This is a genomic window from Streptosporangium sp. NPDC004631 (assembly GCF_053601935.1).
On the sequence record NZ_JBSGCR010000006.1, the window covers coordinates 239,774 to 265,182 of the forward strand.

Genomic DNA, 25,409 nt, shown 5'->3' on the forward strand with positions numbered 1-25,409 from the left:
CCCGGAACCCGTACACGGCCTAGACTGAAATCCGTGATTGAGGACATCCGGGTGGACCCCGCGGTCAGCGCGCTCAGACCGGACTTCGCGGTGCTGGTCATGGGCGTGTACGGCCTGCGCAACGGCCCCACGGACGACAGGTCCCGGGCCTGGCTGGCCGAGGCCGCCGCCGAGGCGGTGACCGTCGACGATCCCAGGGTGGAGGCGTGGCGGGCCGCGTACCGGGCCTTCGGCGCCAAACCCCAGCGGACCCGTCCCTCGGTGGACGCGCTGGTCCGGCGGATGCCGCTTCCGGAGATCAACCTGGTGGTCGACGCCTACAACTCGATCAGTGTCAGGCACGGGCTGCCGATCGGCGGCGAGGACCTGTCCCGCTACGAGGGGACGGCGAGGCTGGTCCGAGCCGAGGGGGACGAGCCGTTCGAGGTCGTCGAGAGAGGCGAGCCCGCCGTCGACCATCCGGAGATCGGCGAGGTGGTCTGGCGGGACGACAGGGGCGTCACCTGCCGGCGCTGGAACTGGCGGCAGTGCGCGCGGACCCGGATCACCGAGGAGACCACCGACGCGCTGTTCCTGCTGGAGCGGCTCGCCCCCCTGTCACCGGCCGAGTTGCGCGCGGCCGGCGACGAGCTGGCCGCGCTGCTCGGGGACGTCACCCCCGGAGTCCGGGTCGAGTCCAGGCTGATCGCACATGAATGACCAGACCCGCACCACCCGGATGGACCCCCGGAAGTGACTGCTTTGAACTGTTCTGACAGGATCAGTAGAGGAGTCGGCGCCGGACTGGCGCAGGTCCGGGTCCGGGCGAGTAGCCTTGGACAGGTTCTCTATCATCAACGCCGATCTGCGGAAGAGGGCGATTTCCGCCGTGTCGTCTGAGTCGTCGCGGACAAACCCGCTGGCAGCCTTCGGTCAAAACGAATGGCTTGTCGACGAGCTGTATCAGAAGTACCTCCAGGATCCCGAGTCCGTGGACCGCGCCTGGTGGAACTTCTTCGCTGATTACAGCCCTGATTCCGGGGCCGGTCGAGCCGCGCCCCCGGGTGCGGCCACCGCCGCGCCCACCAATCCAACCTCCGCTGCGGCTCCGGTGACCCCGGCGGCCAAACCGGCAACCCCAACGCCGAAGCCCAAGGCCACTCCGGCGGACCGACCCAAGCAGGAGACGCAGTTGCCCGCCCCCGGTGCCGAGGAAGTCCGACTCCGTGGCGCGGCCGCCCGGACGGTGGCCAACATGGAGGCCAGCCTCCACGTTCCGACGGCGACGAGCGTGCGCGCCGTGCCGGCGAAGCTCCTCATCGACAACCGCATCGTCGTCAACAACCACCTGTCGCGAGGACGCGGCGGCAAGGTGTCCTTCACCCACCTGATCGGCTACGCGGTCATCAAGGCTCTCCGGGCGATGCCCGAGATGAACCACTCCTACGCCGAGGTCGACGGCAAGCCGGCGCTGGTCAAGCCGGAGCACGTCAACCTCGGCCTGGCCATCGACATCGCCAAGAGCGACGGCACCCGGCAGCTCCTGGTGCCGTCGATCAAGGCGTCGGAGTCCATGGACTTCCGCCAGTTCTGGATCGCGTACGAGGAGGTCGTGCGCAAGGCCAGGTCCGGCAAGCTGAGCGTGGACGACTTCGTGGGCACGACGATCTCGCTGACCAACCCGGGCACCATCGGCACCGTCCACTCGGTGCCGCGCCTGATGCCGGGGCAGGGCACGATCATCGGCGTCGGCGCGATGGAGTACCCCGCGGAGTACCAGGGCGCCTCCCCCGAGACGCTCTCCCGCCTCGCGGTCAGCAAGGTCATGACGCTCACCAGCACGTATGACCACCGGATCATCCAGGGCGCCCAGTCGGGCGACTTCCTCCGGCAGATCCACCGGCTGCTCCTCGGCGAGAACGGCTTCTACGACGAGATCTTCGAGGCGCTCCGGATCCCGTACGAGCCGGTCCGCTGGGTCCAGGACATCTCGGCGACCCACGATGACGACGTGGCGAAGTCGGCCAGGGTCATAGAGCTGATCCACGCCTTCCGGGTCCGCGGCCACCTGATGGCCGACACCGACCCGCTGGAGTACCGGCAGCGCAGGCACCCCGACCTCGACATCAAGTCCCACGGGCTGACCCTGTGGGACCTGGAGCGCGAGTTCGCCACCGGCGGCTTCGGCGGCCGTCCCCTGATGAAGCTGCGCGACATCCTCGGTGTGCTGCGCGACTCCTACTGCCGCACCATCGGCGTGGAGTACATGCACATGCAGAACCCCGAGGAGCGGGCCTGGATCCAGGCCCGGGTCGAGCGGCCGCACGCCAAGCCCGACCGCGAGGAGCAGCTGCGCATCCTGGAGCGGCTCAACACCTCCGAGGCGTTCGAGACGTTCCTGCAGACGAAGTTCGTCGGCCAGAAGCGTTTCTCGCTGGAGGGCGGCGAGTCGTTGATACCGCTGCTCGACTCGGTGCTCTGCGCCGCCGCGGAGGACGACCTCGACGAGGCGGTCATCGGCATGGCCCACCGCGGCCGGCTGAACGTGCTGGCCAACATCGTGGGCAAGTCCTACGGCCAGATCTTCGGCGAGTTCGAGGGCAACATCGACCCGCGCAGCGCCCACGGCTCCGGCGACGTGAAGTACCACCTGGGCGCCAGCGGTGACTTCATCTCGGCGAACAACTCCAAGCTCAGGACCTCGGTCGTGGCCAACCCCTCCCACCTGGAGACGGTCGACCCCGTCCTTGAGGGCGTGGTCCGCGCCAAGCAGGACCTGCTGGAGCGCGGCGAGGAGGGCTTCACCGTCCTGCCCGTGCTCGTCCACGGCGACGCGGCCTTCGCGGGCCAGGGCGTGGTGGCCGAGACGCTGAACCTGTCGCAGCTGCGCGGCTACCGCACCGGCGGCACCGTGCACATCGTGGTCAACAACCAGGTCGGCTTCACGACGAGCCCGGCGAGCTCCCGCTCCAGTGTGTACGCCACCGACGTGGCCCGGATGATCCAGGCCCCGATCTTCCACGTCAACGGGGACGACCCCGAGGCCGTGGTCCGGGTCGGGCGGCTGGCGTTCGAGTACCGCCAGGCGTTCCGCAAGGACGTCGTGATCGACCTCATCTGCTACCGGCGCCGAGGTCACAACGAGAGCGACAACCCGAGCTTCACCCAGCCGCTGATGTACGACCTGATCGACGCCAAGCGGTCCACCCGCAAGCTCTACACCGAGGCGCTGATCGGCCGGGGCGACATCACGGTGGAGGAGGCCGAGGGCGCGCTCCGCGACTACCAGCGCAAGCTGGAGAACGCCTTCGCCGAGACCCGCGTGGCCACCAAGGCGACCGGCGAGCTCTCCCGGCCGGTCGACATGGAGGCCATCCCCTGGTCGCACGAGGACACCCCGACGGGTGTCTCCGAGGAGACCGTCAAGCGGATCGTGGAGACCCAGCTCAACCTGCCGGAGGGCTTCACCGTCCACCCGCGTCTGCTGCCGGTGCTCCAGCGCCGCGGCCAGATGGTGGCCACGGACACCATCGACTGGAGCATGGGCGAGACCCTGGCCTTCGGCTCGCTGCTGATCGACGGGCACCCCGTCCGCCTGGTCGGCCAGGACTCCCGGCGGGGCACGTTCGTCCAGCGGCACGCCGTACTCGTCGACCGCGTCACCGGCGAGGAGCACACCCCGCTGAAGGCGTTCAACGAGGGCACCACGAAGTTCTACGTCTACGACTCGCTGCTCAGCGAGTACGCCGCGCTCGGCTTCGAGTACGGCTACAGCGTGGAGCGTCCCGAGGCCCTGGTCGCGTGGGAGGCGCAGTTCGGCGACTTCGTCAACGGCGCCCAGTCCATCATCGACGAGTACATCACCGCGGGTGAGCAGAAGTGGGGCCAGCGCTCCGGCGTCACCCTGCTGCTGCCGCACGGCTACGAGGGTCAGGGCCCTGACCACTCCTCGGCCCGCATCGAGCGGTTCCTGCAGATGTGCGCTCAGGACAACATGACCGTGGCCCAGCCCACGCTGCCGGCGAACTACTTCCACCTGCTGCGCTGGCAGACGAAGTCGAACCGGCACCGGCCGCTGGTGGTGTTCACGCCCAAGTCGCTGCTGCGGCACAAGGCGGCCACCTCCGCGGTCGGCGAGTTCACCTCGGGGTCGTTCCGTCCGGTGCTCGGCGACACCACGGTGAACCCGGCGGAGGTCCGCAAGGTCGTGCTCTGCTCCGGCAAGATCTACTACGATCTGGCCGCCGCCCGCGACAAGCAGGGCCGGACCGACGTGGCGGTCGTCCGCCTGGAGCGGCTCTACCCGTTCCCGGCGAACCCGCTCGCGGCCGAGCTGGCGCGCTACGCCGGCGACGTGGAGCTGGTCTGGGCGCAGGACGAGCCGGTCAACATGGGGCCGTGGCCGTTCATCGCGCTGAAGCTGGCCGAGAAGCCCGACGCGTTCGGCGGACGTCCGATCAAGCGGGTCTCCCGCAAGGCGAACTCCTCCCCCGCGACGGGCTCGCACGCCGCACACGAGGTGGAGTTGCAGCAGATGCTGGACGAGGTCTTCGGCCGATAGGCGTCATCACTCCGGAAGTCCCCCGCGGAAAGCCTCTGTGGGGGACTTCCTTTTTATCCCGGGCCTTTCACACACGAGGAGAACGATGTACTTCACCGATCGGGGCATCGAGGAGCTCGTCGAGCGCCGGGGCCAGGAGGAGGTCAACATCCTCTGGCTGGCCGAGCGGCTCCGTGAGTTCGTCGACCTGAACCCCGACTTCGAGACCCCGGTGGAACGGCTGGCCACCTGGCTGGCCCGGCTGGACGAGGACGAATAAGCAAAACGCGATATATCTTGACCTTCACAGGCAACGCGACATATCGTGTTGTGGAGAAGGAGGTCACGAACATGCGGCAATGGACCATCGAGAAACCGCAGCAGCTCACCTTCGACACGGTGCGGAAGCTCAACGTGCGGATCGTGGCGGGCAGGCTCGCGGTGCTGGCCAGCGATGGCCCGTCCACCCTTGAGGTCGCCGACGTCGGCAACCCTCCGCTGATCGTCACCCACGACGATGACGGCACACTCACCGTCGCCTACAAGGACCTGACGTGGGAGGGGCTGCTCGGCTGGCTGCGCCCCGGCCGCAGGGAGATCACATTGACGCTGACCGTGCCGAAGGAGTGCCCCGTCAACGCGGGCGTGGTCTCGGCCTCGGCCGTCGTGGCCGGCTTCGAGGGCCGCACCTCGGTCAAGAGCGTCTCCGGAGAGATCGTGCTCGACGGGGTCGGCGGCGAGATCCACGCCGACACCGTCTCCGGCGACGTGGAGAGCCGGGGCCTGGTCGGCGACCTGTCCTTCAAGAGCATCTCGGGTGAGCTGACCGTGGCCCAGGGAACGCCCCGCCGGCTGCGCGCCACCACCGTCTCGGGCCGGATCACCGCCGACCTGGAGCTCCCACCGACCGGCCACGTGACGATGAACAGCGTCTCCGGTGAGATCGTCCTCCGGCTGCCGCGCACCGTCGAGACCGATGTCACCATCCGCTCCACCTCCGGCAGGATCGACACCGCCTTCAGCGAGCTGAACCACACGAGCCAGACCGGCGTGAGGACGCTGACGGGCCGGATCGGCGGCGGCATGGCCTCACTGTCGGCGACCACCGTCTCGGCGGACGTCACCCTGTTGAAGGGAGAGCGGGCATGAGCCCGGTCTTCGGCCACGGACGGCTCCGGCTCTACCTCCTGAAGCTGCTCCAGGAGAGCCCCCGCCACGGTTACGAGGTGATCCGGCTGCTTCAGGACCGGTTCCTGGGCGTCTACTCGCCCTCGCCCGGCACGATCTACCCCCGCCTGGCCCGGCTGGAGGAGGAGGGCCTGGTCACCCACGAGGTGGTGGACGGCAAGAAGGTCTTCACCCTCACCGACCAGGGCCGCGAGGAGCTGAACGCCCGGGTCGACGAACTCGCCGACCTGGAACAGGAGATCTCCGACTCCGTCCGCGACATCGCCCGCGAGGTCAAGGAGGATGTGCGCGACACGGTCAAGTCGTTGCGCGAGGAGCTGACCCAGATGGCGCGCGACGTGCGCCAGGGCGCCAAACAGGAACAGCGGCAGGCCAAGCAGGAACAGCGTGAGACCTGGCGCGAGCAGCGGGCCGAGTGGCAACGCCAGAAAGCGGAGTGGCAGCGGCAGACCCAGGAGTGGAAGCACGACTGGAAGCGCGTCTGGGCCGACGGCTCCGCCGGCCACGGTTCGCCCGACAGCGGCGCCCGGCTCGGGCAGATGCTGGCCGAGTTCGTCGAGGAGGTCCGTGAGGAGGCGGCGGGCCGGCAGGTGACCGAGGAGACACTGGCCACCGCGCAGGACGCGCTCTACGACGCGACCCGCCGCATCCGGGACGCGCTCCGCTGACCCGCCCTCCGAAGGGCGTCAGGGCGTCAGGGTGAAGACGACCTTCCCGAACACGTCGCCCCCGTGCAGGGCCGCGAACCCCTCACGGGCCTCGGTCAGCGGGAGCACCCGGTCGATCACGGGGCGGGCTCCGGTCTGCTCCAGGAATCGGGCCAGCCTGGCAAGCTGGTCACGGGTGCCCATGGTCGAGCCCACCACCGACAGTTGCAGGAAGAAGACCCGGTTCAGGTCGGCGGGCGGTACGGCGCCGCTGGTCGCACCGGAGACCACGATCCGGCCCCCGGGGCGCAGCGCCTTCAGCGAGTGGTCCCAGGTGGCCTGGCCGACGGTCTCCATCACCGCGTCGACCCGCTCGGGGAGCCGGGCTCCGCTCTCGAAGACCTGGTCGGCTCCCAGGGCGAGGGCCCGTACCCGCTTCTCCTCCGACCGGCCGGTCACCCAGACCCGGTAGCCACCCGCCCGCCCCAGGGTGATGAGCGCGGTGGCCACGCCACCGCCCGCCCCCTGGACCAGCACGGTCGAGCCCGGCTCCAGCCCCGCCCGGTCGAACAGCATCCGGTAGGCGGTCAGCCAGGCGGTCGGCAGACAGGCCGCCTCCTCGAAGCTGAGCGCGGCGGGCTTGGGCACCAGGTTCCGCCGGGGCACGACCACCCGCTCCGCGAAGGTGCCGTCGTACACCTCCGACAGCAGGGACCGTCTCGGGTCGAGCGTCTCGTCGGCACCGCCGCCGAGCACCGAGTGCACGATGACCTCGTTGCCGTCCTCGTCGAGCCCGGCGGCGTCGCAGCCGAGCACGATCGGCAGCCTGTCCTCGCGGATGCCCACCCCCTTGAGCGTCCACAGGTCGTGGTGGTTGAGCGCGGTGGCCCGCACCGTGACGGTGGTCCAGCCGTCGGGAACCTCCGGTTCCGGGCGTTCACCGAGCGTGAGCCCGGTGAGAGGGTTGTCGGGATCGATCTGCGTGGCGGTTACGGCGAACATGGCCGCACCCTACGCCCCCGGCCCCACTCCGAGGCGGTTCGCCCCTCGCCTGACGGGGGGTGTCCTCCACTCCTCCTCCCTCACCCGGCCGGGAGTGTCCTAAGCTCCCAGCCGGACTCTGATGTCGGAGATCATCCGTTCGACCCGTGACCGCTCTCCCGAGGCGGCGACGTACACCCCGTCCCGGCAGGTCTCGGCGGAGAAGCGCTGATCCTGCTGGATCACCGGCACCTGGATCACCCGGACGTCGCAGTGCGGCGCCGGCGCCAGCACCAGCAACGTCCCCGGGGCCGCGCCGAACCACAGCTGCGGTCCCATCAGCTCACCCCGGAACACCCGCCCCGCGCCCGCCAGCCGTACCGGCGCCCCGGCGTCCAGCACGAGATATCCGTCCCGGGTGACCCTGCCGCGCAGCCTCTCGGCCCACAGGAGCCGCTGTTCGAAGGTCATGCCGTCCTTGAGGTCGCGCAGCGCGAGGTGCCAGGAGGCGAAGTCGAACAGCAGTACCTGCCCCTCGGCGGGGGTCATGGGCTGCCAGAGCGTGCTGCGGGCCGCCAGCCTCCGGATCATCGGTCCGCTCCGGGCGACCTCGGCGAGCCCGCCCGGCGGCGCGGTGAGCAGGCGGAACAGGCCGGGGTACCCCTCCAGCCGTCCACCCCGCGCCGGCCGTACCCCCAGCTTGGCCAGGGCCAGCTCGGCGGGGTAGGTGATCTCGGCCTTCGAGCCGTCGGGGAAGACGACGTCCAGGATCTCCCTGCCCCTCCTCCGCCTCGGCTCGGGGTGGAGCGCGTTGGCGGGTGTGCCCGCGGCGGCCGTCGCAGACAGGGCGCCGGGCATGGGCGCCGGTGGCGCGCCGGGCTCCCGGCCGCTCAGCAGACTGACCACCGGCACGGCCACGAGCGCGGCCAGCACCGCGATCCCGATCCAGCGCCGGGGTCCTCTGGGCGGCTGCACCTCGATGACGTCGTTCGGATCATCGGCCATGTCTCGGGCTGCCTCACGGGAAAGTACGGCTTTCACCCATTTTCGAGCGGGTTCCCCCCGGCACCTATACCAAGCGCGTCACAGATGAGATCCGACATGTCACCACTTTGCGACATTCGCTAGCGCGGCGGAGAGGGCAAGGGTCGGACGGCACCTACCGCGGCCGGGGCCTCTGTCCCGTTCCAGAAACCCCGGCCCCAGGCACGGAGGACGGCGGGTTGAGGTCCTCGATGTGCCTCCAGGTGCCGCGACACCGGTTGCCGACCTGCTCTGATCTGCGGAAACACTTATCCGGCACATCACGGAAAGCAGCTGTTCGCCCGATGGGGCCGCGCCGTGAGGGGCCGCCCCCGGCCGTTCGCCTCGATCGCCCGCCGGGCGGATGATTCACCCGATGACCAACCGGCCGCCCGGCCCACCGTCCGCCCGGACGGCCGGCGCGACAGGACCGCGACAGGACAGGGGGACCGCCCCGATGGAACGGTCCCCCTGCACACACCCGTCTCGGCCCCTCCAAAAGAGGCCGAAATCGCCGTTTTTCGGCGCGACTAGAAGGAGAAAACCACCCCGGTCGCGGCGTACAGCGAACAGGCGTTGCCGTAGGTCTGCTGGAACCGGATGAACCGGCCGTCCCAGACACCGGTCGCGGTCACGGTGACCGGGTCATACTGCATCGTGCAGATCACATCCGGCAGCGGCGTGAGCTCGGCGGGGTTCCCCCTGACGGGGATCAGCGCCTCACACGCCCCGTACGGGTCCGGGTGTGTGCCACGCGGCGGATCGCAACTGAGCAGGGCGTGCCGGGCGACGGGCACCGGCCTCTCCCCGTACGCGAAGCTCAGCACGAGCGCCTTCAACCGCCCCGACGGCTTGACCTGGGCCGGCTTGACCTGAAGGGGCTTTCCGGGGAAGGGATGCCACGGCGAGGCCGGGTTCCTCCCGGGCAGATCAGGGTCCCGAGGCGGCGGCTGTGAGGCGGCGGCGGCCGTACCTGAGAGGAACAGAAGCCCGGCAGCAGCCAGGCAGAAGAGACGTCGCATGCAATCCCCCGAGTTTCGCGTGACGCCGAGTGCCGCTCACCCTCTCGCAACCGCCCCGCCCCGGCAACGACCGACCCTCCTGTTTTCGCAGGTCATGGCCTTGTCGAGCCCGTATCGCCGCCCCCCGCCAAGCGCGGGTAGATCAGACGCCGCCACCATCCTTCCGGTTCCCCCAGTTTGGTAACGAAATGATATCGGTCCTGACGCCCACTCATTTTGTACCGTTTCAACCGTTCTTGGCCTAGTACGGTCTCGACTTGTCTCTTTACGCAGCGTGGATCGCGTCCCGAGTGATCCACGACAAAGAAGGAGCTAGATTGAACGTCCGAGCCAAGCGCCTGGTCCTCCCCCTCGGAGGTGCCCTCGTGGCCACCTCCATGATCGGCGCCACCCTCACCACCTCCGCCCAGGCAGACCCCGACCTCAAGACGGGGACCCTGGCCGAGTCCGGTAACGCGACGGCCATCGCGGGCTACTGGACTCCCTCCCGGCTGAAGTCGGCGAAGACCTACGTGTCGGAGTCGACGGTCTCGGCCAAGCTGAAGTCCGGCGGCTCCCAGATCGCCGCCGACGGCAGGCCCGGCGTTGTCGCCCCGATCGGCGAGCCGGGCAAGAGCGCGGGCAAGTCGAAGAACCTGAACCTGCCCATCACGGTCGGCAAGGTGTTCTTCCTCGACGACAAGGGGCAGGAGCGCTGGTGCTCCGGCACCTCGGTCCAGTCGAAGTACCGCAACCTGGTGGCCACCGCCGCCCACTGCGTGTACGACACCGACACGAACAAGCCCTACAGCAACTTCGTGTTCATCCCCGGTTACTACAAGGGCAAGGCCCCCTGGGGCGTCTACGTCGGCTCGAAGTTCAACACGCACTACGACTTCGACGTCTACGAGGACTACGACTACGACTACGCGTTCGTCAACGTCTTCAACGGCATCAAGCAGACCGGTGTCAAGGAGGTCACCGTCCCCGAGTACGAGTCCGCCAAGGGCTTCAAGTACACCGAGGACAAGGAGATCTCCCAGAAGGAGTACGAGGCCGGCATCGACCGGTACGGCGAGAAGGGGCCGTACTGGAAGAAGTCCGCAGACCCCGACGTCTCGACGATCGGCAAGCCCGACGACGCCGCGCAGTACATCGAGGAGTACGTCAAGGACGGCCGGGGCGGCGTCAAGCTGACCGCGGTCGAGGTCGGCGAGAGCACCTACAAGGCCGCCCCCACCGGCCTGGACAACAACACCAAGTTCGAGCGCTTCAGCGACGACAAGGGCAAGGTCGCCATCAGCCAGCAGCAGTACCAGCAGCTGCTGAAGGACAAGGGTGACGGCAAGTTCCTCGGCAAGCTGGAAGCCACCAAGGACGTCAACGGCAACGAGATCGCCTGGTACAAGACCCAGTACTTCGTCAAGAAGTGGGTCAAGACCACGGTGAAGGAGCTCTACTTCTACACGAAGTTCTACGTGGTGCTCCTGGCCGACGCCGGCCGGCTCGGCGACAACGTCGGCGGCCAGGGCTTCACCTGGAACCAGAAGTCGGGCAAGAAGGTCTTCACGTTCGGCTACCCGGCCTTCGCCCACCTGGACGGCGACAAGCCCTACAGCGGCCACACCATGAAGTGGTGCTACGGCAAGACGGGCGCCGCCCCGGCCGTGCCGCAGTACAAGGCCGAGGAGCAGCAGGCCATCAAGTGCGCCTTCACCCCGGGCGCCAGCGGCGGCCCGTTCCTGCTGCAGTACAAGAGCAGCAAGCGGACCGGCTACCTCAACGGTGTCGTGAGCCTGACGCTCGACAGTGACAAGAACGGCCGCTACGACCGGGTCACCACGCCGTACTTCAACGGTGAGACCTACGGCATCTACAAGTACGCCGCCAACCTCTGGACCGGGAAGCTCCCGGCCTAGGGTGTTGACGTCGTGACCGTGGGGAGGCCTGCTGTTTCCGGGCCTCCCCACTTCGCGTTTTGACGGGGTGCTTATGCTCCGCAGGGCAGGCTTTTTAACAAAAGTGCCAAAGAAGATCAATCTAGCGACCTGCCCAAAACTAAGTTGATCTGGAAAAATCACCCCTTACGACCACGATCCGGCTCTCGATCCAGAAGGAAACGCGCTTCATGTCCCCCCGCGTACCGCGGCTCACGGCCACACTTGGCGCCTTCATGGCCGCCTGTGTGCTCGCGATGTCCGCGTCCGCCGGGAGCGCGAGCGCCGGCGTCCGGAACACGGTGGCCGGCAGCATCACGTCCATCACGCTCACCAAGAACAGCGCGGACATGAAGCGGATCGCGGAGTACTGGAGCCCGGCCAGGATCAAGCAGGCGCAGGACAACAACCCCGCCACGCCCGAGGTCAAGCCCAGCGACGGCGGCAGCGCCGCCTCGGCGTCCCCCGTCCCCTCCGGCACGGCCGCCGGCGCCGCGGCGGCCGGTGGCGAGGCGGCCATGACGACGGCCTACAGCTCCGCCAGGAAGACCACCCCCGTCATCAGGCCCACCCTCCCGACGAAGAGACCCCCGATCGGCGGCACCCTGCCGGGCACCGTCGGCAAGGTGTTCTTCAAGATCGGGGACAAGGAGTACTGGTGCTCCGCCTCGGCGGTGACGTCCAAGAACCGCAACCTGGTCGCCACGGCCGGACACTGCGCCTACGAGGCCAAAGAGGGTAAGCACGCCGACTACTGGATCTTCATCCCCGGCTACGCCCAGGGCAGGACCCCGTACGGCATCTACGTCGGCCACTCGCTCAACCTGCACGAGAACTTCACCGCCAAGGGCGACTACGACTACGACTACGCCTTCGTCACGGTGCACGACGGGTTCGTCTGGAAGCCGGGCAAGTCCCCGAACACCTACGAGATGGAGTCCGTCGGCACTCTGGAGGACAACGTCGGGGGGCAGGGCCTGACGGTCAACCGCGGTGTGGGCCTGTCGGTCTTCGCCTTCGGCTACCCGGCGGCCCCCCACATCGACGGGAGCAGGCCGTACGACGGGCAGAAGATGCTCTGGTGCGACGGGCGGACCTACCGTACGAGGGCGCCCACCCGCCTGGTCGAGATGGGCATCTCCCTCGGCTGCACGTTCACCGGCGGGGCGAGCGGGGGGCCCTGGCTGGTCGGTTACGACACCCAGCGCGGGCTCGGCTACCTGAACGGCGTGAACAGCTTCGCCTGGGACACCGACGCCGACAAGAAGTACGACCGCATCTCCTCCCCTTACTTCATCCAGTCGACCTACGTGGTCTACCAGTACGCCGAACGCCAGAGCACCACCTGACCTCACAGGCACCTTATGGGTGCCTTAAAAGAGGGTTAAGGCACCCATATATGGCGGTTCACCCGACCCATGACTGCATAGGTTCTTGGCGTCCCGTGATTCCAATGCCTGCCCACATCGCAGCGCAAGGAGCAGTCTTGAAGCGCATCCTCCTCCCCGTCGGCGGCACCGTCCTCGCCGGCGGTCTGCTGGCCGCCGGTCTGGCCGGTACCGCCCAGGCCGCCCCGGACTGGGCGACCGACCCGATGGCCGCCAACAACGCCGCAGCGGTGTCGGTCGTCGACTTCTGGAGCGCGTCCAACAACGCCGCCCTCAAGAAGGCCACGGCCTACTACCACGACACCACCCCCACCTCCTGGAAGTCCGGCGGCGGCTACTCCCCCGACGGCAAGCCCGGTTCCGTGGTCCCGATCGGCGGGGAGAAGGCCGCTTCGGCGAAGGTCAAGAACATCAACCTGCCCAGGACCATCGGCAAGGTGTTCTGGGTCGACGCGAGCGGCCAGCCCAAGTGGGCCTCGGCCACCTCGATCCAGTCGAAGTACCGCAACCTGGTCGCCACCGCCGCCCACAACGTCTACGACACCGCGGGCACCGGCGACCCGAAGGTCCTCGACAAGTGGGTCTTCGTCCCGGCCTACTACCAGGGCAAGGCCCCCTACGGCATCTACGTCGGCAAGACCGCGTGGACGCACTACGACTTCGACGTCTACGAGGACTACGACCGCGACTACGCGTTCGTGACCGTCTACAACGGCGTTCTCAACAACGGCCAGAAGCAGGTCACCAAGGCCGAGTACGACGGCTTCACCGGACCGAAGTGGACCGCGGGCGGTCACTACTTCATCGGCCTCTCCAAGGACGCCGGCCGGCTCGGCGACAACGTCGGCGGCCAGGGCTTCACCTGGAACCAGAAGACCGGCCAGAGCGTCTACGTCTTCGGCTACCCCGAGGGCCCGCACCCCGACGGCGACAAGCCCTACACCGGCGTCACCCCCAAGTGGGTGTACGGCAAGACCTCCGGCAAGGTCTACGTCTCCGCCGCCGAGAAGGTGGAGGAGCACGTCGGCCTCAAGGGCGCCCTCACCCCCGGCGCCGACGGCGGCCCCTGGCTCGTCAAGTACAACAACGCCAAGCGTCTGGGCTACGTCAACGGTGTCACCAGCCTCTTCGGTGACCAGGACAAGAACGGCCGCTACGACCTGATCACCTCGGCCTACTTCGACGGCGAGACCGCCGACATCTACAAGAAGGCCGCCAACGTGTGGTCCGGCCGGATCGTCGGCCCGAACGGCGAGCTCTACAAGTAACGCACAAGCGGGAGCAGCAAGCCCTTCACCCCCCTCTGCTCCACGGCGTGGGGCCCGGCACCAGCCGGGCCCCACGCTTTTTTTGTGAGGCTTCGGGGAAGGTCGTGAAGCCTCACCGGGGACCTGTCGAGGGCGTTAGACGTGGTTCGCTCGGATTCGGTGCCATCAAATCAGTGTGATCTGCGTCACATCGATTAGGTAACTGAGCGTATCGGGACACTTACCCCGCATCGGACGTCCGTCCAGCCAGGCTCCTGGTGATCTGCAAAAACACCACACATCAACCTCAAGCGCAACAAGAGTTCCGAGGTCCAGTAAAGGTAACGGAACGATCTCGCGGGGACGGAGCCCCTTCTTCCCCACCAAAGCAGCTACCGATTCCCAAGATCAGCACTGTATGTTTCTGGCTATCCCTTTACTGACGCATGGGACGCAAGAAGCGTTCCACATCAGACCAAGGAGTTCCCCTTGAAGCGCATCCTCATCCCGGCCGGTGGCGCCGTTCTCGCCAGCGGTCTGCTGGCCGCCGGCCTGGCCGGTACCGCCCAGGCCACCCCGGACTGGGCGACCGACCCGATGGCCGCCAACAACGCCGCGGCCGCCTCCGTGGCCCAGTACTGGAGCGCCTCGAACAACGCGGCGCTGAAGAAGGCCACGGCCTACTACCACGACGCCACCCCCACCTCCTGGAAGTCCGGTGGCGGTTACTCCCCCGACGGCAAGCCCGGCGTGGTCGCCCCGATCGGCCAGGAGAAGGTCGTCGCGGCGAAGGTCAAGAACATCAACCTGCCGAAGAACATCGGCAAGGTGTTCTGGGTCAACGCCAAGGGTGAGCCCAAGTGGGCCTCGGCCACTTCGATCCAGTCGAAGTACCGCAACCTGGTCGTCACCGCCGCTCACAACGTCTACGACACCGAGGGTGTCGGCGACCCGGGCAACGTGCTCGACAAGTGGGTCTTCGTCCCGGCCTACTACCAGGGCAAGACGCCTTACGGCATCTACGTTGGTAAGACCGCCTGGACGCACTACGACTTCGACGTCTACGAGGACTACGACCGCGACTACGCGTTCGTGACCGTCTACAACGGCGTGTTCTTCGGTGGCAGCAAGCAGGTTACCGGCGCCGAATACGAGAAGTTCGTTGGGCCGAAGTACGTCAAGGACGCCTGGATCACCGAGGCCGAGTACAACGCCCTCAAGGACAAGTACGGCCCCAACGGCCCGCAGTTCACCGTTCCCGAGGCCAACGGCACCGACAAGGTCGGCGACGACTACCCGGGCGCGAAGTACCTGTCCTACGTCGAGGTCACCGAGGCCGGATACGCCGAGGCCCTGAAGAGCACCAAGTTTGACGGTGTCTACAAGAACGGCGAGGCCGCCGCTCCCCCGAACGGCAAGATCGTCAAGAAGCTGACCGAGGCCGAGTACAAGGAGCTCCTCGCCAAGAAGGGCGCCGGCGGCTTCCTCGGCAAGGTTGAGGAGCTCAAGCAGGGCAACATCGTCACCGGCTGGCAGTCCACCCAGTACTACGTCAACCAGTGGTACAAGAAGGACGCCGTCAAGTTCGGTGTGCACAGCTACTTCATCGAGCTGTCCAAGGACGCCGGTCGCCTCGGTGACAACGTCGGTGGCCAGGGCTTCGCGTGGAACCAGAAGACCGGCCAGCCGGTCTACGTCTTCGGCTACCCCGAGGGCCCGCACCCCGACGGCGACAAGACCTTCACCGGCATCACCCCCAAGTGGTGCTACGGCAAGACCACCGGCAAGGTGTACGTCTCCGCCGCGCAGAAGATCGAGGAGCACGTTGGCCTGAAGTGCTCGATGACCCCGGGTGCCGACGGCGCCGCGTGGCTCATCAAGTACAACAACGCCAAGCGCATCGGCTACGTCAACGGTGTCACCAGCCAGTTCGGTGACCAGGACAAGAACGGCCGCTACGACCTGAGCACCTCGGCCTACTTCGACGGCGAGACCGCCGACATCTACAAGAAGGCCGCCAACGTGTGGTCCGGCCGGATCGTCGGCCCGAACGGCGAGCTCTACAAGTAAGCCGTAAGGATCGGATGATTTCTGAGCCAGGGGGTCCAAACCTCTAGCTCACCCGGTTTCAAACAGAGGGGCCCGGCAGCCGCCGGGCCCCTTTGCCGTGCCCGCCCCCTTCGCCGTGACCCGCCCTCCTCCTCGCCTGTGCCGTACCCGCCTTCCCCGCGCGCGTGGCGGGCTCACCCGGCGAGCACGAGTTCTCTGCTCCGCTCCTTCAGCTCCACCACCGGCGCCTCGGCGGCGAAGGGGGTGAGCCGCCGCCGCAGGTCGGTCACGTATGACCGGGTGCGCACGGACTGCAGGCCGGCCGCCAGCTCCAGCGCCTCCGCCGCCGCCGTACAGGCGTGTTCCAGCTCGCCGCATCCGAGCAGCCCCGCCGAGAGCAGGGACAGGTTGAACATGCGTCCACGGACGTAGCGGCCGTCCATCTCCAGCGACCGCCGGGCATGCCGTACGGTCTTGGCACCGTCGCCCAGGTCGCGGAAGCAGTGGGCGAACTTGGCCGACAGGTACGCCTCGTCGAAGTAGGCGATCCAGTCCGGCTCGTCGGCGGCCACGCGCCGGTCGAAGGCCGTCTCGGCCTCGTGCAGGGCACGCCCGCACGCCGCGCGGTCCTCCAGCAGGGCGTGGGCGTGGGCCTCCAGCACGTGGGCCTCCGCCAGCAGGGTGAGGACGCCCGCGCGGCGGGCCGAGAGCCGGGCGGCGCGGGCCAGGTCGAGGGCGTGCGCGGGCTGCCCTATGTATATGGCCTGGTGGCTCATCCCGGCGAGGATCTCCCCGCCGAACCCGTGGTCTCCCGCTCCCCTGGCCAGCTGTAGCGCCTGGATGAGGTAGCGCTGGGCCAGGCCGTGCTGCTCCAGGTCGTAGGCCATCCATCCGGCGAGCCTGGTCAGCTCGGCCGCGGCGGACGCCAGTGCCCTGCCGGTGGGTTCGCCGTAGGAGCCCTCTCTGAGCAGCGGGGCGACGGCGGTGTCCAGATATCTCACCACCGCCGGCCTGACCCTGCCGCCGCCGAACCTGTTGTCCAGCTCGCCGAAGGCCCTGGTCACCTCCCGGACGGCGGCGATGTCGGCCATGCCCACCCGCCGGGCGCCGCCCGCCGCCGGGCCGCCTTCCGCCGGGAGGGTCAGCCAACGCAGGGCTCCGGTGGTCCCGGCGCCGATCGCGAAGGTGGAGTCGAGCAGAAATCTGCGTCTCTCAACGTCCCCGCGCCACAGTGCTGTCACGGTCGCGATCCCTTCCTGCCACGTATGGGGGAACTCCTGTCCCAGGTCAAGAGGTGCCGAGACGGCCGGCATGCCGAGGTCGTCCGCGCTGACCGACCGGCCGAGCCGGAGGGTGAAGATCTCCGCGAGCAGGGCCGGGACCGGATCCTCCGGCCGCTGACCGCCGATCCAGTGCAGAACGGAACCGTGGTCGTACTTCAGGCCGGGCAGACCACGGGTCACGCCCAGTTCGTTGAGCCTTCGGGTCAGCCCTTTATGGGTGAAACCCGACTCGGCGATGAGCCGCCGGAGTAAACGGTTGGGCTCGCGTTCCATCGCTCTCCTCACCCTGAGAGCCGGTTGAGCTCGGGGAACGTGTCGACACCCCTGCGCCGGCATCCGCCCCTCGTGCACGCCCTTGCCCGATCAGGTAACGGAGAGCTTTTTTTATAGCACAATCTGTGACTATTTTTTGGGTTTCCCGAAACGGAGAGACGCCCCTCGCCGATGGGGCGAGGGGCGTCTTCACCGGAACACTCCGGGAGGTCCCGGAAGGAGATCTACAGGCGGGCCACTCCGTCCGCGCGGGCCTGCGCGGCGACCGCGGCGACGACCGCGGGGGCGACACGCTCGTCGAACGCGCTCGGGATCACGTAGTCGGCCGACAGCTCGTCGTCGCCGACCACGGCGGCCAGGGCCTCGGCCGCGGCCACCTTCATGTTCTCGGTGATGGTGGAGGCCCGGACGTCGAGCGCTCCCCGGAAGACGCCGGGGAAGGCCAGCACGTTGTTGATCTGGTTGGGGAAGTCGGAACGGCCGGTCGCCACCACCTGGGCGTGCCTCCTGGCGACCTCGGGGTGCACCTCGGGGGTCGGGTTGGAGAGCGCGAAGACGATCGAACCGGGCGCCATCGACGCGACGGCCTCCTCCGACACGGTGGAGCCCGAGAGGCCGACGAACACGTCGGCGCCGGCCAGCGCCTCCTCGGTGGAGCCCTGCAGGGCAGCCCTGTTGGTGTCGCGCGCCAGGGCCTCCTTCACCGGGTTGAGCCCGTCGCGGCCCTGGTGGATGAGCCCCTTGGAGTCGGAGACCGCGATGTCGCCGATGCCGGCGTTGAGCAGGATGCGGCTGACCGCCACCCCTGAGGCGCCGGCGCCGGCGACCACGGCCCGCAGGTCGCCGAGCGAGCGGCCGGTCAGCCGGGCGGCGTTCTTCAGCGCCGCCAGCACAACGATCGCGGTGCCGTGCTGGTCGTCGTGGAAGACCGGGATGTCCAGGAGCTCGCGCAGCCGGTCCTCGACCTCGAAGCAGCGGGGCGCGCTGATGTCCTCAAGGTTGATGCCGCCGAAGGAGGGGGCGAGCCGCGCCACCGTTTCGACGATCTCGTCCACGTCGGTGCAGGCGATGCAGATCGGCACCGCGTCGACCCCGGCGAACTGCTTGAACAGCAGGGCCTTGCCCTCCATGACGGGCATGGCCGCCGCGGGTCCGATGTCCCCGAGGCCGAGCACGGCGGTGCCGTCGGAGATGACCGCCACCACGTTGGACACCCAGGTGTACTCGTTGACGAGGCCGGGCTCCTCGGCGATCGCGGTGCAGACCTTGGCCACGCCCGGAGTGTAGGCGAGTGCCAGGTCGTCGGCGTTGCGTACCGGAACAGTTGAGCGGATCTCCATCTTGCCCCCGCGGTGCAGGGCGAAGGCCGGATCGAGATCAAGTGCTTCGAGGGAGATGGAGGAAGGTGTTACTGCCACAGCGACCCCTGTAGTTCAAGACGGATTGATCCTTCATAGACACCGTTACGGGCGTGGCCCGGCTTCGGTAGTCGCGCGGGCCCGCTCGCCGGAACGGTGGTCTGGAGGGGGGGACGGGGGTCACCCGCTGCTTGATTGTGCCACATGGGGAGGCCGCCCCCGCTGACAGGGGCGACTCACTTTCACTGACATGGTGTTGACCAGGTCATACGTGTAATACTCAGGGCTTCGTTCATCGCTTACATGGACGGACCGCCCGATGGATCTGACCTCCTACGCCGAGCTCGCCGTACTGCTGATCAACAGTCCCGACCGGTTGACCGGCCTGGACGGACTGCATACTCTCCTGCGGGAGGGCCGCCGCTACCGCCCCGGCTGCCGTATCACGCGGAGCGACCTGGAGGCCCTGCGCGACCTGCGCGAAGAGTTGATCGTCGTGTTCGAGGCCGCGGCCGGCGGCAAGGAGCAGGCCGTGGTCGACCGGCTCAACTCTCTGCTGATCCAGCATCCGGTGCAGCCCCAGATCTCCGGCCACGACGGCGAACGCTGGCACATGCACCTCACCGAGGGCGGCCGGATGGCCGACCAGTACGCCGTGGGCGCCGTGATGGGCCTGGCCACCCTGGTCACCGACCTCGGGGTGAACCGCCTGGGCCTGTGCCAGGCGGCCCCCTGCCGGCGGGCCTACCTGGACACCTCGTCCAACCGGTCCCGGCGTTACTGCTCCGAGCGCTGCGCCAGCCGGGCGAACGTGGCCGCCTACCGGGCCCGCAGGAAGGGCGGCGGCCAGTAGCGCGCCACCACCCGGCCGACCAGCAGCGACGACGGCACGGCGCCGAAGTCCCAGCTGTCGCGGCGCCCGGGGGCACGCTGGTTGTCGCTCTCCAGCCACCATCCCCCGGCCGTCTCCCAGACCACCCGTTTGACGATCAGCGACGACGGGTCGGAGGGGAGCCTGGCGATGACGAGGTCACCGGCTCGGATCGGGGCGCCACGCCGTACCCAGAGCCGGTCGCCGGGGCGCAGCGCGGGCAGCATCGAGTCACCCTCGACACGGACTCTCATGGAGCTCAACCCCATCCACACGGCCATTTGAAGACGAGTAAGGTCGGTAGCGGACCATGCTGATTCCAGCATCAAGGAAGGATTTTCCGATGCTTGCACGACTTCTACCAGCCAAGCACGTCGCGTCCGCGCACTGTGACCTGCCGTGTGGCGTGTACGACCCGGCGCAGGCTCGTATCGAGGCCGAGTCGGTGAAGGCCATCATGGAGAAGTACGCCTCGAACGAGGACCCGGTCTTCCGTTCCCGCGCGCTCTCCATCAAGGAGGAGCGGGCCGAGTTGGTCAAGCACCACCTGTGGGTGCTGTGGACCGACTACTTCAAGCCCCCGCACCTGGAGACCTACCCGCAGCTGCACCAGCTCTTCTGGGACGCCACCAAGCTGGCCGGCGCGGCGGGCGCCAAGGGCACCGTGGACGCGGCCAAGGCCGACGAGCTGCTGAGCAAGATCGATGAGATCTCCAAGATCTTCTGGGCGACCAAGGCGGCCTGAGCCGGCCCCGCGATCGACGCGGCCGGGCCCCGTGTGGTGTGCGACCACACGGGGCCTGACCTGTTCATAGGCCCTATTCCGGTGTCTTAAAGTGTTCTTGAGGTGCCAAATCGCCCCGATCGCGAGTCCAAGCGGGCCAACCACCGCTACGGGGCTGTAGGTTGCAGTCAGCGACTCTGCGAGGAGGAACGTGACCGAACACACCGAGACGCCCGCGGTCGACATGGGCGGGATCCGTGACGTGGTGAGCGTCCGGCTACCGGCCGCGAGCGCCTACCTGTCCGTGCTCCGTACGGCGACAGCGGGACTGGCCGCGCGCCTGGACTTCACGCTCGACGAGATCGAGGACCTGCGCATCGCGGTCGACGAGGCGTGCGCGATGCTGTTGACCCAGGCCGTCCCCGGCACCGACCTGACGGCCGAGTTCGAGCTCACCGGGCAGCTGATGCAGGTCCGGGTCGAGGTCAGCACGGTCGGCAGCTCCGCACCCAAGCGCGACGACTTCGCGTGGATGGTGCTCACCGCGCTGGCAGACGACGTGGATGCCGTAACCGACTCCCCCGACCGCATGGCGATCGTGCTACGCAAGCGCCGAGGCGCAGCGAGGCCGGCGTGACGGAAAGGACTCGTGCCATGGCCGCCAGCGACCACGCCGTGCCCGACCGGGTGCGCGCGCGCCTGCTCTTCGCGGAACTGGCGGAGTTGACCCCCGACGACTCGCGTCGCCAGCGTATCCGTGACGAGCTCGTCGAGCTCCACCTTCCCCTGGTGGAGTATCTCGCCCGCCGGTTCCGCAACCGGGGCGAATGGCTCGACGACCTGACCCAGGTCGCCACCATCGGCCTGATCAAGTCGATCGACCGCTTCGACCTCGGCCGGGGGGTGGAGTTCTCCACCTACGCCACCCCGACGATCGTCGGCGAGATCAAACGGCACTTCCGCGACAAGGGCTGGGCGGTCCGCGTGCCGCGCCGTCTGCAGGAGCTCAAGCTCTCGCTCACCAAGGCGATCAGCGAGCTCTCCCAGCGTGAGGGACGCGCGCCCACCGTCGGTGAGCTCGCCACGTTCCTGAAGATGACCGAGGAGGAGGTGCTTGAGGGGCTGGAGTCGGCCAACGCCTACTCCACGGTCTCCCTCGACGCGCCCGACTCCGGCGACGACGACGCCCCCGCGGTGGCGGACTCCCTCGGCATCGTGGACGACTCCCTGGAGGGTGTGGAGTATCGCGAGTCGCTCAAGCCCCTGCTCGAACGGCTGCCGCCCCGCGAGAAGCGGATCCTGCTGCTGCGCTTCTTCGGCAACATGACCCAGTCGCAGATCGCCACCGAGCTCGGCATCTCACAGATGCACGTCTCCCGGCTGCTGGCCAGGACCCTGGCTCAGCTCCGTGAGGGGCTGACGGCCGAAGACTAGTCCTGTTCCCCGTAGAGGGCCCGGGTCGTCGGCGGGGACAGCAACGCGACCAGTCCGATCACTGTCACGGCGATCAGTGGGATGCCGATGGCCCGCTGATCGGACTGGATCAGCGTGATGCCGACCACCCCGGCGAAGATCTGCGTCAGCACCCCCGGGCTCCGCGCCCACCGCTCCGTCCTGAGCATGCCCAGACCCACCCAGAGCAGGGCCGCGCCGACGAGGATCCCGAACGCGGTGAGAAAGAGCGAGCTCATCGCGTCGGCCGGTCGGCCGATCACCGTCTCCACGCCGACGTAACCGCCGAGCAGCAGGGTGGTGACGCCCTCCAGCCCCATGACGGCGGCGGCGACGGTGAGGGTCAGCGGGCGGTGATTCGACACGGCTCAACCCTATCGCCGGGGCATCTCGCCTCGTTCTATCCGGCCACGACGCCGTTACCGGCGGATACGCTGGCATTATGCGCGCGATGCTCCTGGTGAATCCAAAGGCGACGACGACCAACCGGCGAACGCGGGACGTGCTGATCGGAGCACTGGGCGGATGCATGAACCTGACGGTCGAGGAGACCGCCTACCGGGGGCACGCGGCCCAGCTCTCCCGCAAGGCCCATGCCGCCGGGTTCGACGTGGTGGCCGTGCTGGGCGGCGACGGCACGATCAACGAGACCGTGAACGGGCTGCTCGACGCCGACGACAGCAGGAGCGGCGAGGAGGACGGGAGCGCCGTGGACCGGCCGGCGCTGCTGGTGATCCCCGGTGGGAGCGCGAACGTCTTCGCGCGGGCGCTGGGGCTGCCGAACAACCCGGTCGAGGCGGTCGGCGCGGTGCTTGAGGCGCTGCGCGACGACCGGCGCCGGACCGTCGGGCTCGGCCAGGCGATCTGGGACGACCGGCGCAGATACTTCACCTTCTGCAGCGGCCTGGGGTACGACGCCGAGGTCATCCGAGCTGTCGAGGGGATGCGGGGCACCGGGCGCAGAGCCACCCCGGCCCGCTATGTGAACACCGCGCTGCACCACTATCTCTCGACGGACAAGCGCCACGCCGCCATGACCGTCGAGGGACCGGACGTGCCGCCGACCGGCAACGTCTTCATGGCCATCGTCTCCAACACCTCGCCCTGGAGCTACGTGGGGTCCAGGGCGGTCAGCCCGACGCCGTGGGCGAGCTTCGAGACCGGCCTCGACATGCTGGGGCTGCAGCGCCTGGGGCTGCCGTCGATGCTGCACCTCATCCCCCAGATCATCGGAGCTCGCGACACCCTGCCCACCGGCCGGCACCTCGTGCAACTCCATGACGAGCGGGAGTTCACGCTCCACGCCGAGCGGCCGGTGGCCTTCCAGCTCGACGGCGACTACCTGGGGGAGGTCGAGCGGGTGACCTACCGTTCCGTCCCGAAAGCGTTACAAGTGTTGGTCTAGGCCGTTACATCCGGTCATTATGTGACGCATCCGACATGCATATCAGGCAAAACGTTCTCCCAAACCTCTTGCATGTACTGAGCGTGGCTGACAATCTCAACATTGACGTCGGAACGTAGGACCTTTGAGCGGCCACCCCGCTCCCAGGCCACCGGCGATCGAGCGAACGTGAGCCCGGCCCCAACAGGACCGGGCAATCATTCGCGCTGGTTAGTGAAAGTCTTCACAAAGTAAGCCGCTGGAGCCGAAGCAAGGGCTCCTCTTACGAAGGAGTGGACGCATGGACTGGCGCCACCGAGCTGCCTGCCGTGACGTGGACCCCGAGCTGTTCTTCCCGATCGGCAACACCGGCCCCGCCCTGATGCAGATCGAAGAGGCCAAGCAGGTCTGTCACACATGTAACGTCAGCGAGGCCTGCCTGAAGTGGGCCCTGGAGTCCGGCCAGGACGCGGGGGTCTGGGGCGGCCTGAGCGAGGACGAACGCCGCGCCTTCAAGCGCCGCACGGCCCGCGCCCGCGCCGGCGTCTGAACCCGCGACAGAACCCCCGGACGAAGAACCCCCCGAACGTCTCTCCCCTCCTGCGGTCCATCTCAGGCCGCGGGGAGGGGAATGCCGAGTGTGACCTCGGTGCCGCCCCCCTGCCTGGGCTCGATGGTCAGCCTGCCGGACAGCTCGCCGACGACCAGCGTGCGCACGATCTCCAGCCCGAGGCTGGCGGAGGACTCCAGGTCGAAACCCGGAGGCAGGCCACTGCCGTCGTCGGAGACGATCACGTCAAGCCGGTCGGCCCCCCGTGACACGATCACCTGAAGCCTACCGGGTCGATGGGCCAGCCCGTGCTGGACCGCGTTCTGCAACAGCTCGGTGAGGACCATCGCCAGCGGTGTCGCGATCTCGGAGCGCAGCACGCCGAACGATCCGACCCGGCGCGGCACGACCTGCGCCTCCGGAGCCGCCACCTCGGCCGTCATCGCGATCACCCGGTCGGCGATGTCGTCGAAGTCCACCTGCTCCTCCGGCGTGTGGGAGAGCGTCTCGTGCACGATCGCGATCGAGCCGACCCGGCGCACCGCCTCCTCCAGCGCCTCCCGCCCCTCCGGCACCTGCAACCGCCTGGCCTGCAGCCGGAGCAGGGCGGCCACCGTCTGCAGGTTGTTCTTCACCCGGTGGTGGATCTCCCTGATCGTGGCGTCCTTGGTCATCAGCTCCCGCTCGCGGCGGCGCAGCTCGGTGACGTCCCGGATGAGCACCAGCGCGCCGATCCGGCCGCCCCCGACGACCAGCGGGATCGCCCGCAGTTGCACGACCGTGCCCCCCGACTCGACCTCGGTCTCCCGCGGCTCCCGGCCGCTCGCCACGATCATCAGGTTCTCGTTGATGGGCTCGTCGGAGTAGCAGAGGGTGGCGGTGACACGGCCCAGCTCGGCGCCGACCAGGTCCGCGTTGAGGCCCAGGCGCCGGTAGGCCGACAGCGCGTTCGGCGAGGCGTAGGTGACGCGCCCCGCCCGGTCCAGCCGGAGCAGCCCGTCGCCCACCCGCGGCGAGCGGACCAGGATCGGCTCGGCGCCCGAGAAGGGGAAACGGCCCTCGGCCACCATCTGTGCCAGGTCGGAGGCGCTCTGCAGATAGGTGAGCTCAAGCCTCGAAGGGGTGCGCGCCGAGGAGAGGTTCGTGGAGCGCTGGATCACGCCCAGGAAGTGGTCGGCCCGCCGCACCGGAATGGTCTCCTCGCGCACCGGGACCCCGCTCGACCAGTCGGGGTCGCCCTCCCGGCAGATCCGCCGCTCGTCCCAGGCGGTTTCGATGAGCGCCCGCTCACCCCCGGCCACCGTCATCCCCACGATGTCGTCGTGGTAGACGGTGGGGCCGGTGGTGGGGCGCATCTGGGCGATCGCGATCCAGCCCGTCCCGTCCCTGAGGGGAATCCACAGGATGAGGTCGGCGAACGACAGGTCGGCCAGCAGCTGCCAGTCGGAGACCAGCGAGTGCATCCACTCCAGGTCCGCATCGTCGAGCGCGGTGTGACGAACCGCCAGGTCGCTTAGAGTCGGCACCCGTGCAT

At 68.3% G+C, this 25,409-nt stretch carries 23 protein-coding genes; 15 read left to right on the forward strand and 8 right to left on the reverse strand.

The annotated features are described in order from the left end of the window. The first annotated feature begins 33 nt into the window (after positions 1 to 33). The 5 genes from ACWEF2_RS08910 (at position 34) to ACWEF2_RS08930 (ending at position 6,375) form a co-directional block, all read left to right on the forward strand. Entirely contained in the window at positions 34 to 699 is a 666-nt protein-coding gene (locus ACWEF2_RS08910) for a B3/B4 domain-containing protein (protein ID WP_453813306.1), read from the forward strand. Between the two features lie 169 nt (positions 700 to 868). Beyond that, on the forward strand, positions 869 to 4,540 hold the full coding sequence (locus ACWEF2_RS08915; protein WP_453813308.1) for a multifunctional oxoglutarate decarboxylase/oxoglutarate dehydrogenase thiamine pyrophosphate-binding subunit/dihydrolipoyllysine-residue succinyltransferase subunit: 3,672 nt from the start codon (positions 869 to 871) through the stop codon (positions 4,538 to 4,540). 85 nt (positions 4,541 to 4,625) lie between these two features. Continuing rightward, positions 4,626 to 4,799 (forward strand): DUF6104 family protein, encoded by a 174-nt coding sequence (locus tag ACWEF2_RS08920; protein WP_355595122.1) that lies wholly within the window; start codon positions 4,626 to 4,628, stop codon positions 4,797 to 4,799. A 71-nt stretch (positions 4,800 to 4,870) separates the two neighbouring features. Next, positions 4,871 to 5,668 (forward strand): DUF4097 family beta strand repeat-containing protein, encoded by a 798-nt coding sequence (locus ACWEF2_RS08925; RefSeq protein WP_453813309.1) that lies wholly within the window; start codon positions 4,871 to 4,873, stop codon positions 5,666 to 5,668. Continuing rightward, on the forward strand, positions 5,665 to 6,375 hold the full coding sequence (locus ACWEF2_RS08930) for a helix-turn-helix transcriptional regulator (protein ID WP_453813311.1): 711 nt from the start codon (positions 5,665 to 5,667) through the stop codon (positions 6,373 to 6,375). The genes ACWEF2_RS08925 and ACWEF2_RS08930 overlap by 4 nt, the downstream gene beginning before the upstream one ends. A gap of 18 nt (positions 6,376 to 6,393) precedes the next feature. Here the strand turns inward: ACWEF2_RS08930 and ACWEF2_RS08935 are convergent, their stop codons facing one another. The 3 genes from ACWEF2_RS08935 to ACWEF2_RS08945 form a co-directional block, all read right to left on the reverse strand. Continuing rightward, positions 6,394 to 7,356 (reverse strand): zinc-binding dehydrogenase, encoded by a 963-nt coding sequence (locus ACWEF2_RS08935; RefSeq protein ID WP_453813313.1) that lies wholly within the window; start codon positions 7,354 to 7,356, stop codon positions 6,394 to 6,396. A 99-nt stretch (positions 7,357 to 7,455) separates the two neighbouring features. After that, on the reverse strand, positions 7,456 to 8,340 hold the full coding sequence (locus tag ACWEF2_RS08940) for a hypothetical protein (RefSeq protein ID WP_453813315.1): 885 nt from the start codon (positions 8,338 to 8,340) through the stop codon (positions 7,456 to 7,458). A gap of 548 nt (positions 8,341 to 8,888) precedes the next feature. After that, a complete protein-coding gene (locus tag ACWEF2_RS08945; protein WP_355595130.1) occupies positions 8,889 to 9,380 on the reverse strand; it encodes an SSI family serine proteinase inhibitor in 492 nt (163 codons plus the stop codon). A 317-nt stretch (positions 9,381 to 9,697) separates the two neighbouring features. On the opposite strand from ACWEF2_RS08945, the gene ACWEF2_RS08950 reads away from it, so the two are divergent. The 4 genes from ACWEF2_RS08950 (at position 9,698) to ACWEF2_RS08965 (ending at position 16,001) form a co-directional block, all read left to right on the forward strand. Continuing rightward, positions 9,698 to 11,278, forward strand: a complete 1,581-nt coding sequence (locus tag ACWEF2_RS08950; protein ID WP_453813318.1) for a hypothetical protein — start codon at positions 9,698 to 9,700, stop codon at positions 11,276 to 11,278. A 209-nt stretch (positions 11,279 to 11,487) separates the two neighbouring features. Beyond that, complete coding sequence (locus ACWEF2_RS08955; RefSeq protein ID WP_453813320.1) at positions 11,488 to 12,645, forward strand: trypsin-like serine peptidase; 1,158 nt, start codon at positions 11,488 to 11,490, stop codon at positions 12,643 to 12,645. 137 nt (positions 12,646 to 12,782) lie between these two features. Further along, the gene (locus ACWEF2_RS08960; RefSeq protein WP_453813322.1) at positions 12,783 to 13,952 is read left to right on the forward strand and encodes a trypsin-like serine peptidase; all 1,170 of its coding nucleotides are present in this window, start codon (positions 12,783 to 12,785) and stop codon (positions 13,950 to 13,952) included. Between the two features lie 468 nt (positions 13,953 to 14,420). Next, a complete protein-coding gene (locus tag ACWEF2_RS08965; protein ID WP_453813324.1) occupies positions 14,421 to 16,001 on the forward strand; it encodes a trypsin-like serine peptidase in 1,581 nt (526 codons plus the stop codon). Between the two features lie 173 nt (positions 16,002 to 16,174). Here ACWEF2_RS08965 and ACWEF2_RS08970 read toward each other — a convergent pair whose 3' ends face one another. Both ACWEF2_RS08970 and ACWEF2_RS08975 read right to left on the reverse strand, forming a co-directional pair. Beyond that, complete coding sequence (locus ACWEF2_RS08970) at positions 16,175 to 17,536, reverse strand: hypothetical protein (RefSeq protein WP_453813326.1); 1,362 nt, start codon at positions 17,534 to 17,536, stop codon at positions 16,175 to 16,177. Positions 17,537 to 17,760: 224 nt separating this feature from the next. Then, positions 17,761 to 18,954, reverse strand: coding sequence for an NAD(P)-dependent malic enzyme (locus ACWEF2_RS08975; RefSeq protein WP_453813328.1), 1,194 nt, complete (start codon positions 18,952 to 18,954; stop codon positions 17,761 to 17,763). A 259-nt stretch (positions 18,955 to 19,213) separates the two neighbouring features. Between ACWEF2_RS08975 and ACWEF2_RS08980 the strand changes: the two genes are divergently transcribed. Then, on the forward strand, positions 19,214 to 19,747 hold the full coding sequence (locus ACWEF2_RS08980) for a CGNR zinc finger domain-containing protein (RefSeq protein WP_453813330.1): 534 nt from the start codon (positions 19,214 to 19,216) through the stop codon (positions 19,745 to 19,747). Here ACWEF2_RS08980 and ACWEF2_RS08985 read toward each other — a convergent pair. Continuing rightward, on the reverse strand, positions 19,714 to 20,019 hold the full coding sequence (locus tag ACWEF2_RS08985) for a S24 family peptidase (RefSeq protein WP_453813332.1): 306 nt from the start codon (positions 20,017 to 20,019) through the stop codon (positions 19,714 to 19,716). The two genes, ACWEF2_RS08980 and ACWEF2_RS08985, sit on opposite strands and share 34 nt — an antisense overlap. Before the next feature lie 89 nt (positions 20,020 to 20,108). Here ACWEF2_RS08985 and sodN point away from each other — a divergent pair, with 89 nt between their 5' ends. From sodN to ACWEF2_RS09000, 3 genes are all read left to right on the forward strand, one after another. Then, the gene (sodN, locus tag ACWEF2_RS08990) at positions 20,109 to 20,510 is read left to right on the forward strand and encodes a superoxide dismutase, Ni (protein ID WP_453813334.1); all 402 of its coding nucleotides are present in this window, start codon (positions 20,109 to 20,111) and stop codon (positions 20,508 to 20,510) included. Positions 20,511 to 20,700: 190 nt separating this feature from the next. After that, positions 20,701 to 21,126 carry an anti-sigma factor gene (locus ACWEF2_RS08995; RefSeq protein ID WP_453813336.1) on the forward strand — a complete coding sequence of 142 codons (426 nt, stop codon included), beginning with the start codon at positions 20,701 to 20,703 and terminating at the stop codon, positions 21,124 to 21,126. Between the two features lie 17 nt (positions 21,127 to 21,143). Beyond that, entirely contained in the window at positions 21,144 to 21,923 is a 780-nt protein-coding gene (locus ACWEF2_RS09000) for an RNA polymerase sigma factor SigF (RefSeq protein WP_221465310.1), read from the forward strand. Here the strand turns inward: ACWEF2_RS09000 and ACWEF2_RS09005 are convergent. Next, positions 21,920 to 22,306, reverse strand: a complete 387-nt coding sequence (locus tag ACWEF2_RS09005) for a hypothetical protein (RefSeq protein WP_453813339.1) — start codon at positions 22,304 to 22,306, stop codon at positions 21,920 to 21,922. The two genes, ACWEF2_RS09000 and ACWEF2_RS09005, sit on opposite strands and share 4 nt — an antisense overlap. Positions 22,307 to 22,383: 77 nt before the next feature. Between ACWEF2_RS09005 and ACWEF2_RS09010 the strand changes: the two genes are divergently transcribed. Together ACWEF2_RS09010 and ACWEF2_RS09015 are read left to right on the forward strand one after the other, a co-directional pair. Next, positions 22,384 to 23,346 carry a diacylglycerol/lipid kinase family protein gene (locus tag ACWEF2_RS09010; protein WP_453813341.1) on the forward strand — a complete coding sequence of 321 codons (963 nt, stop codon included), beginning with the start codon at positions 22,384 to 22,386 and terminating at the stop codon, positions 23,344 to 23,346. A gap of 280 nt (positions 23,347 to 23,626) precedes the next feature. Beyond that, entirely contained in the window at positions 23,627 to 23,875 is a 249-nt protein-coding gene (locus ACWEF2_RS09015; RefSeq protein ID WP_355599701.1) for a WhiB family transcriptional regulator, read from the forward strand. A gap of 62 nt (positions 23,876 to 23,937) precedes the next feature. Here the strand turns inward: ACWEF2_RS09015 and ACWEF2_RS09020 are convergent, their stop codons facing one another. After that, a complete protein-coding gene (locus tag ACWEF2_RS09020) occupies positions 23,938 to 25,401 on the reverse strand; it encodes a sensor histidine kinase (RefSeq protein ID WP_453813344.1) in 1,464 nt (487 codons plus the stop codon). Positions 25,402 to 25,409: the final 8 nt, after the last annotated feature.

What these genes read in the sequence shown, in the direction of transcription:
- ACWEF2_RS08920 (WP_355595122.1), top strand. Translation starts at nt 4,626, where the DNA reads ATGTACTTCACCGATCGGGGCATCGAGGAGCTCGTCGAGCGCCGGGGC.
- ACWEF2_RS08925 (WP_453813309.1), top strand. Translation starts at nt 4,871, where the DNA reads ATGCGGCAATGGACCATCGAGAAACCGCAGCAGCTCACCTTCGACACG.
- ACWEF2_RS08930 (WP_453813311.1), top strand. Translation starts at nt 5,665, where the DNA reads ATGAGCCCGGTCTTCGGCCACGGACGGCTCCGGCTCTACCTCCTGAAG.
- ACWEF2_RS08935 (WP_453813313.1), bottom strand. Translation starts at nt 7,356, where the DNA reads ATGTTCGCCGTAACCGCCACGCAGATCGATCCCGACAACCCTCTCACC.
- ACWEF2_RS08940 (WP_453813315.1), bottom strand. Translation starts at nt 8,340, where the DNA reads ATGGCCGATGATCCGAACGACGTCATCGAGGTGCAGCCGCCCAGAGGA.
- ACWEF2_RS08945 (WP_355595130.1), bottom strand. Translation starts at nt 9,380, where the DNA reads ATGCGACGTCTCTTCTGCCTGGCTGCTGCCGGGCTTCTGTTCCTCTCA.
- ACWEF2_RS08955 (WP_453813320.1), top strand. Translation starts at nt 11,488, where the DNA reads ATGTCCCCCCGCGTACCGCGGCTCACGGCCACACTTGGCGCCTTCATG.
- ACWEF2_RS08970 (WP_453813326.1), bottom strand. Translation starts at nt 17,536, where the DNA reads ATGGAACGCGAGCCCAACCGTTTACTCCGGCGGCTCATCGCCGAGTCG.
- ACWEF2_RS08980 (WP_453813330.1), top strand. Translation starts at nt 19,214, where the DNA reads ATGGATCTGACCTCCTACGCCGAGCTCGCCGTACTGCTGATCAACAGT.
- ACWEF2_RS08985 (WP_453813332.1), bottom strand. Translation starts at nt 20,019, where the DNA reads ATGAGAGTCCGTGTCGAGGGTGACTCGATGCTGCCCGCGCTGCGCCCC.
- sodN (WP_453813334.1), top strand. Translation starts at nt 20,109, where the DNA reads ATGCTTGCACGACTTCTACCAGCCAAGCACGTCGCGTCCGCGCACTGT.
- ACWEF2_RS09000 (WP_221465310.1), top strand. Translation starts at nt 21,144, where the DNA reads ATGGCCGCCAGCGACCACGCCGTGCCCGACCGGGTGCGCGCGCGCCTG.
- ACWEF2_RS09010 (WP_453813341.1), top strand. Translation starts at nt 22,384, where the DNA reads ATGCGCGCGATGCTCCTGGTGAATCCAAAGGCGACGACGACCAACCGG.
- ACWEF2_RS09015 (WP_355599701.1), top strand. Translation starts at nt 23,627, where the DNA reads ATGGACTGGCGCCACCGAGCTGCCTGCCGTGACGTGGACCCCGAGCTG.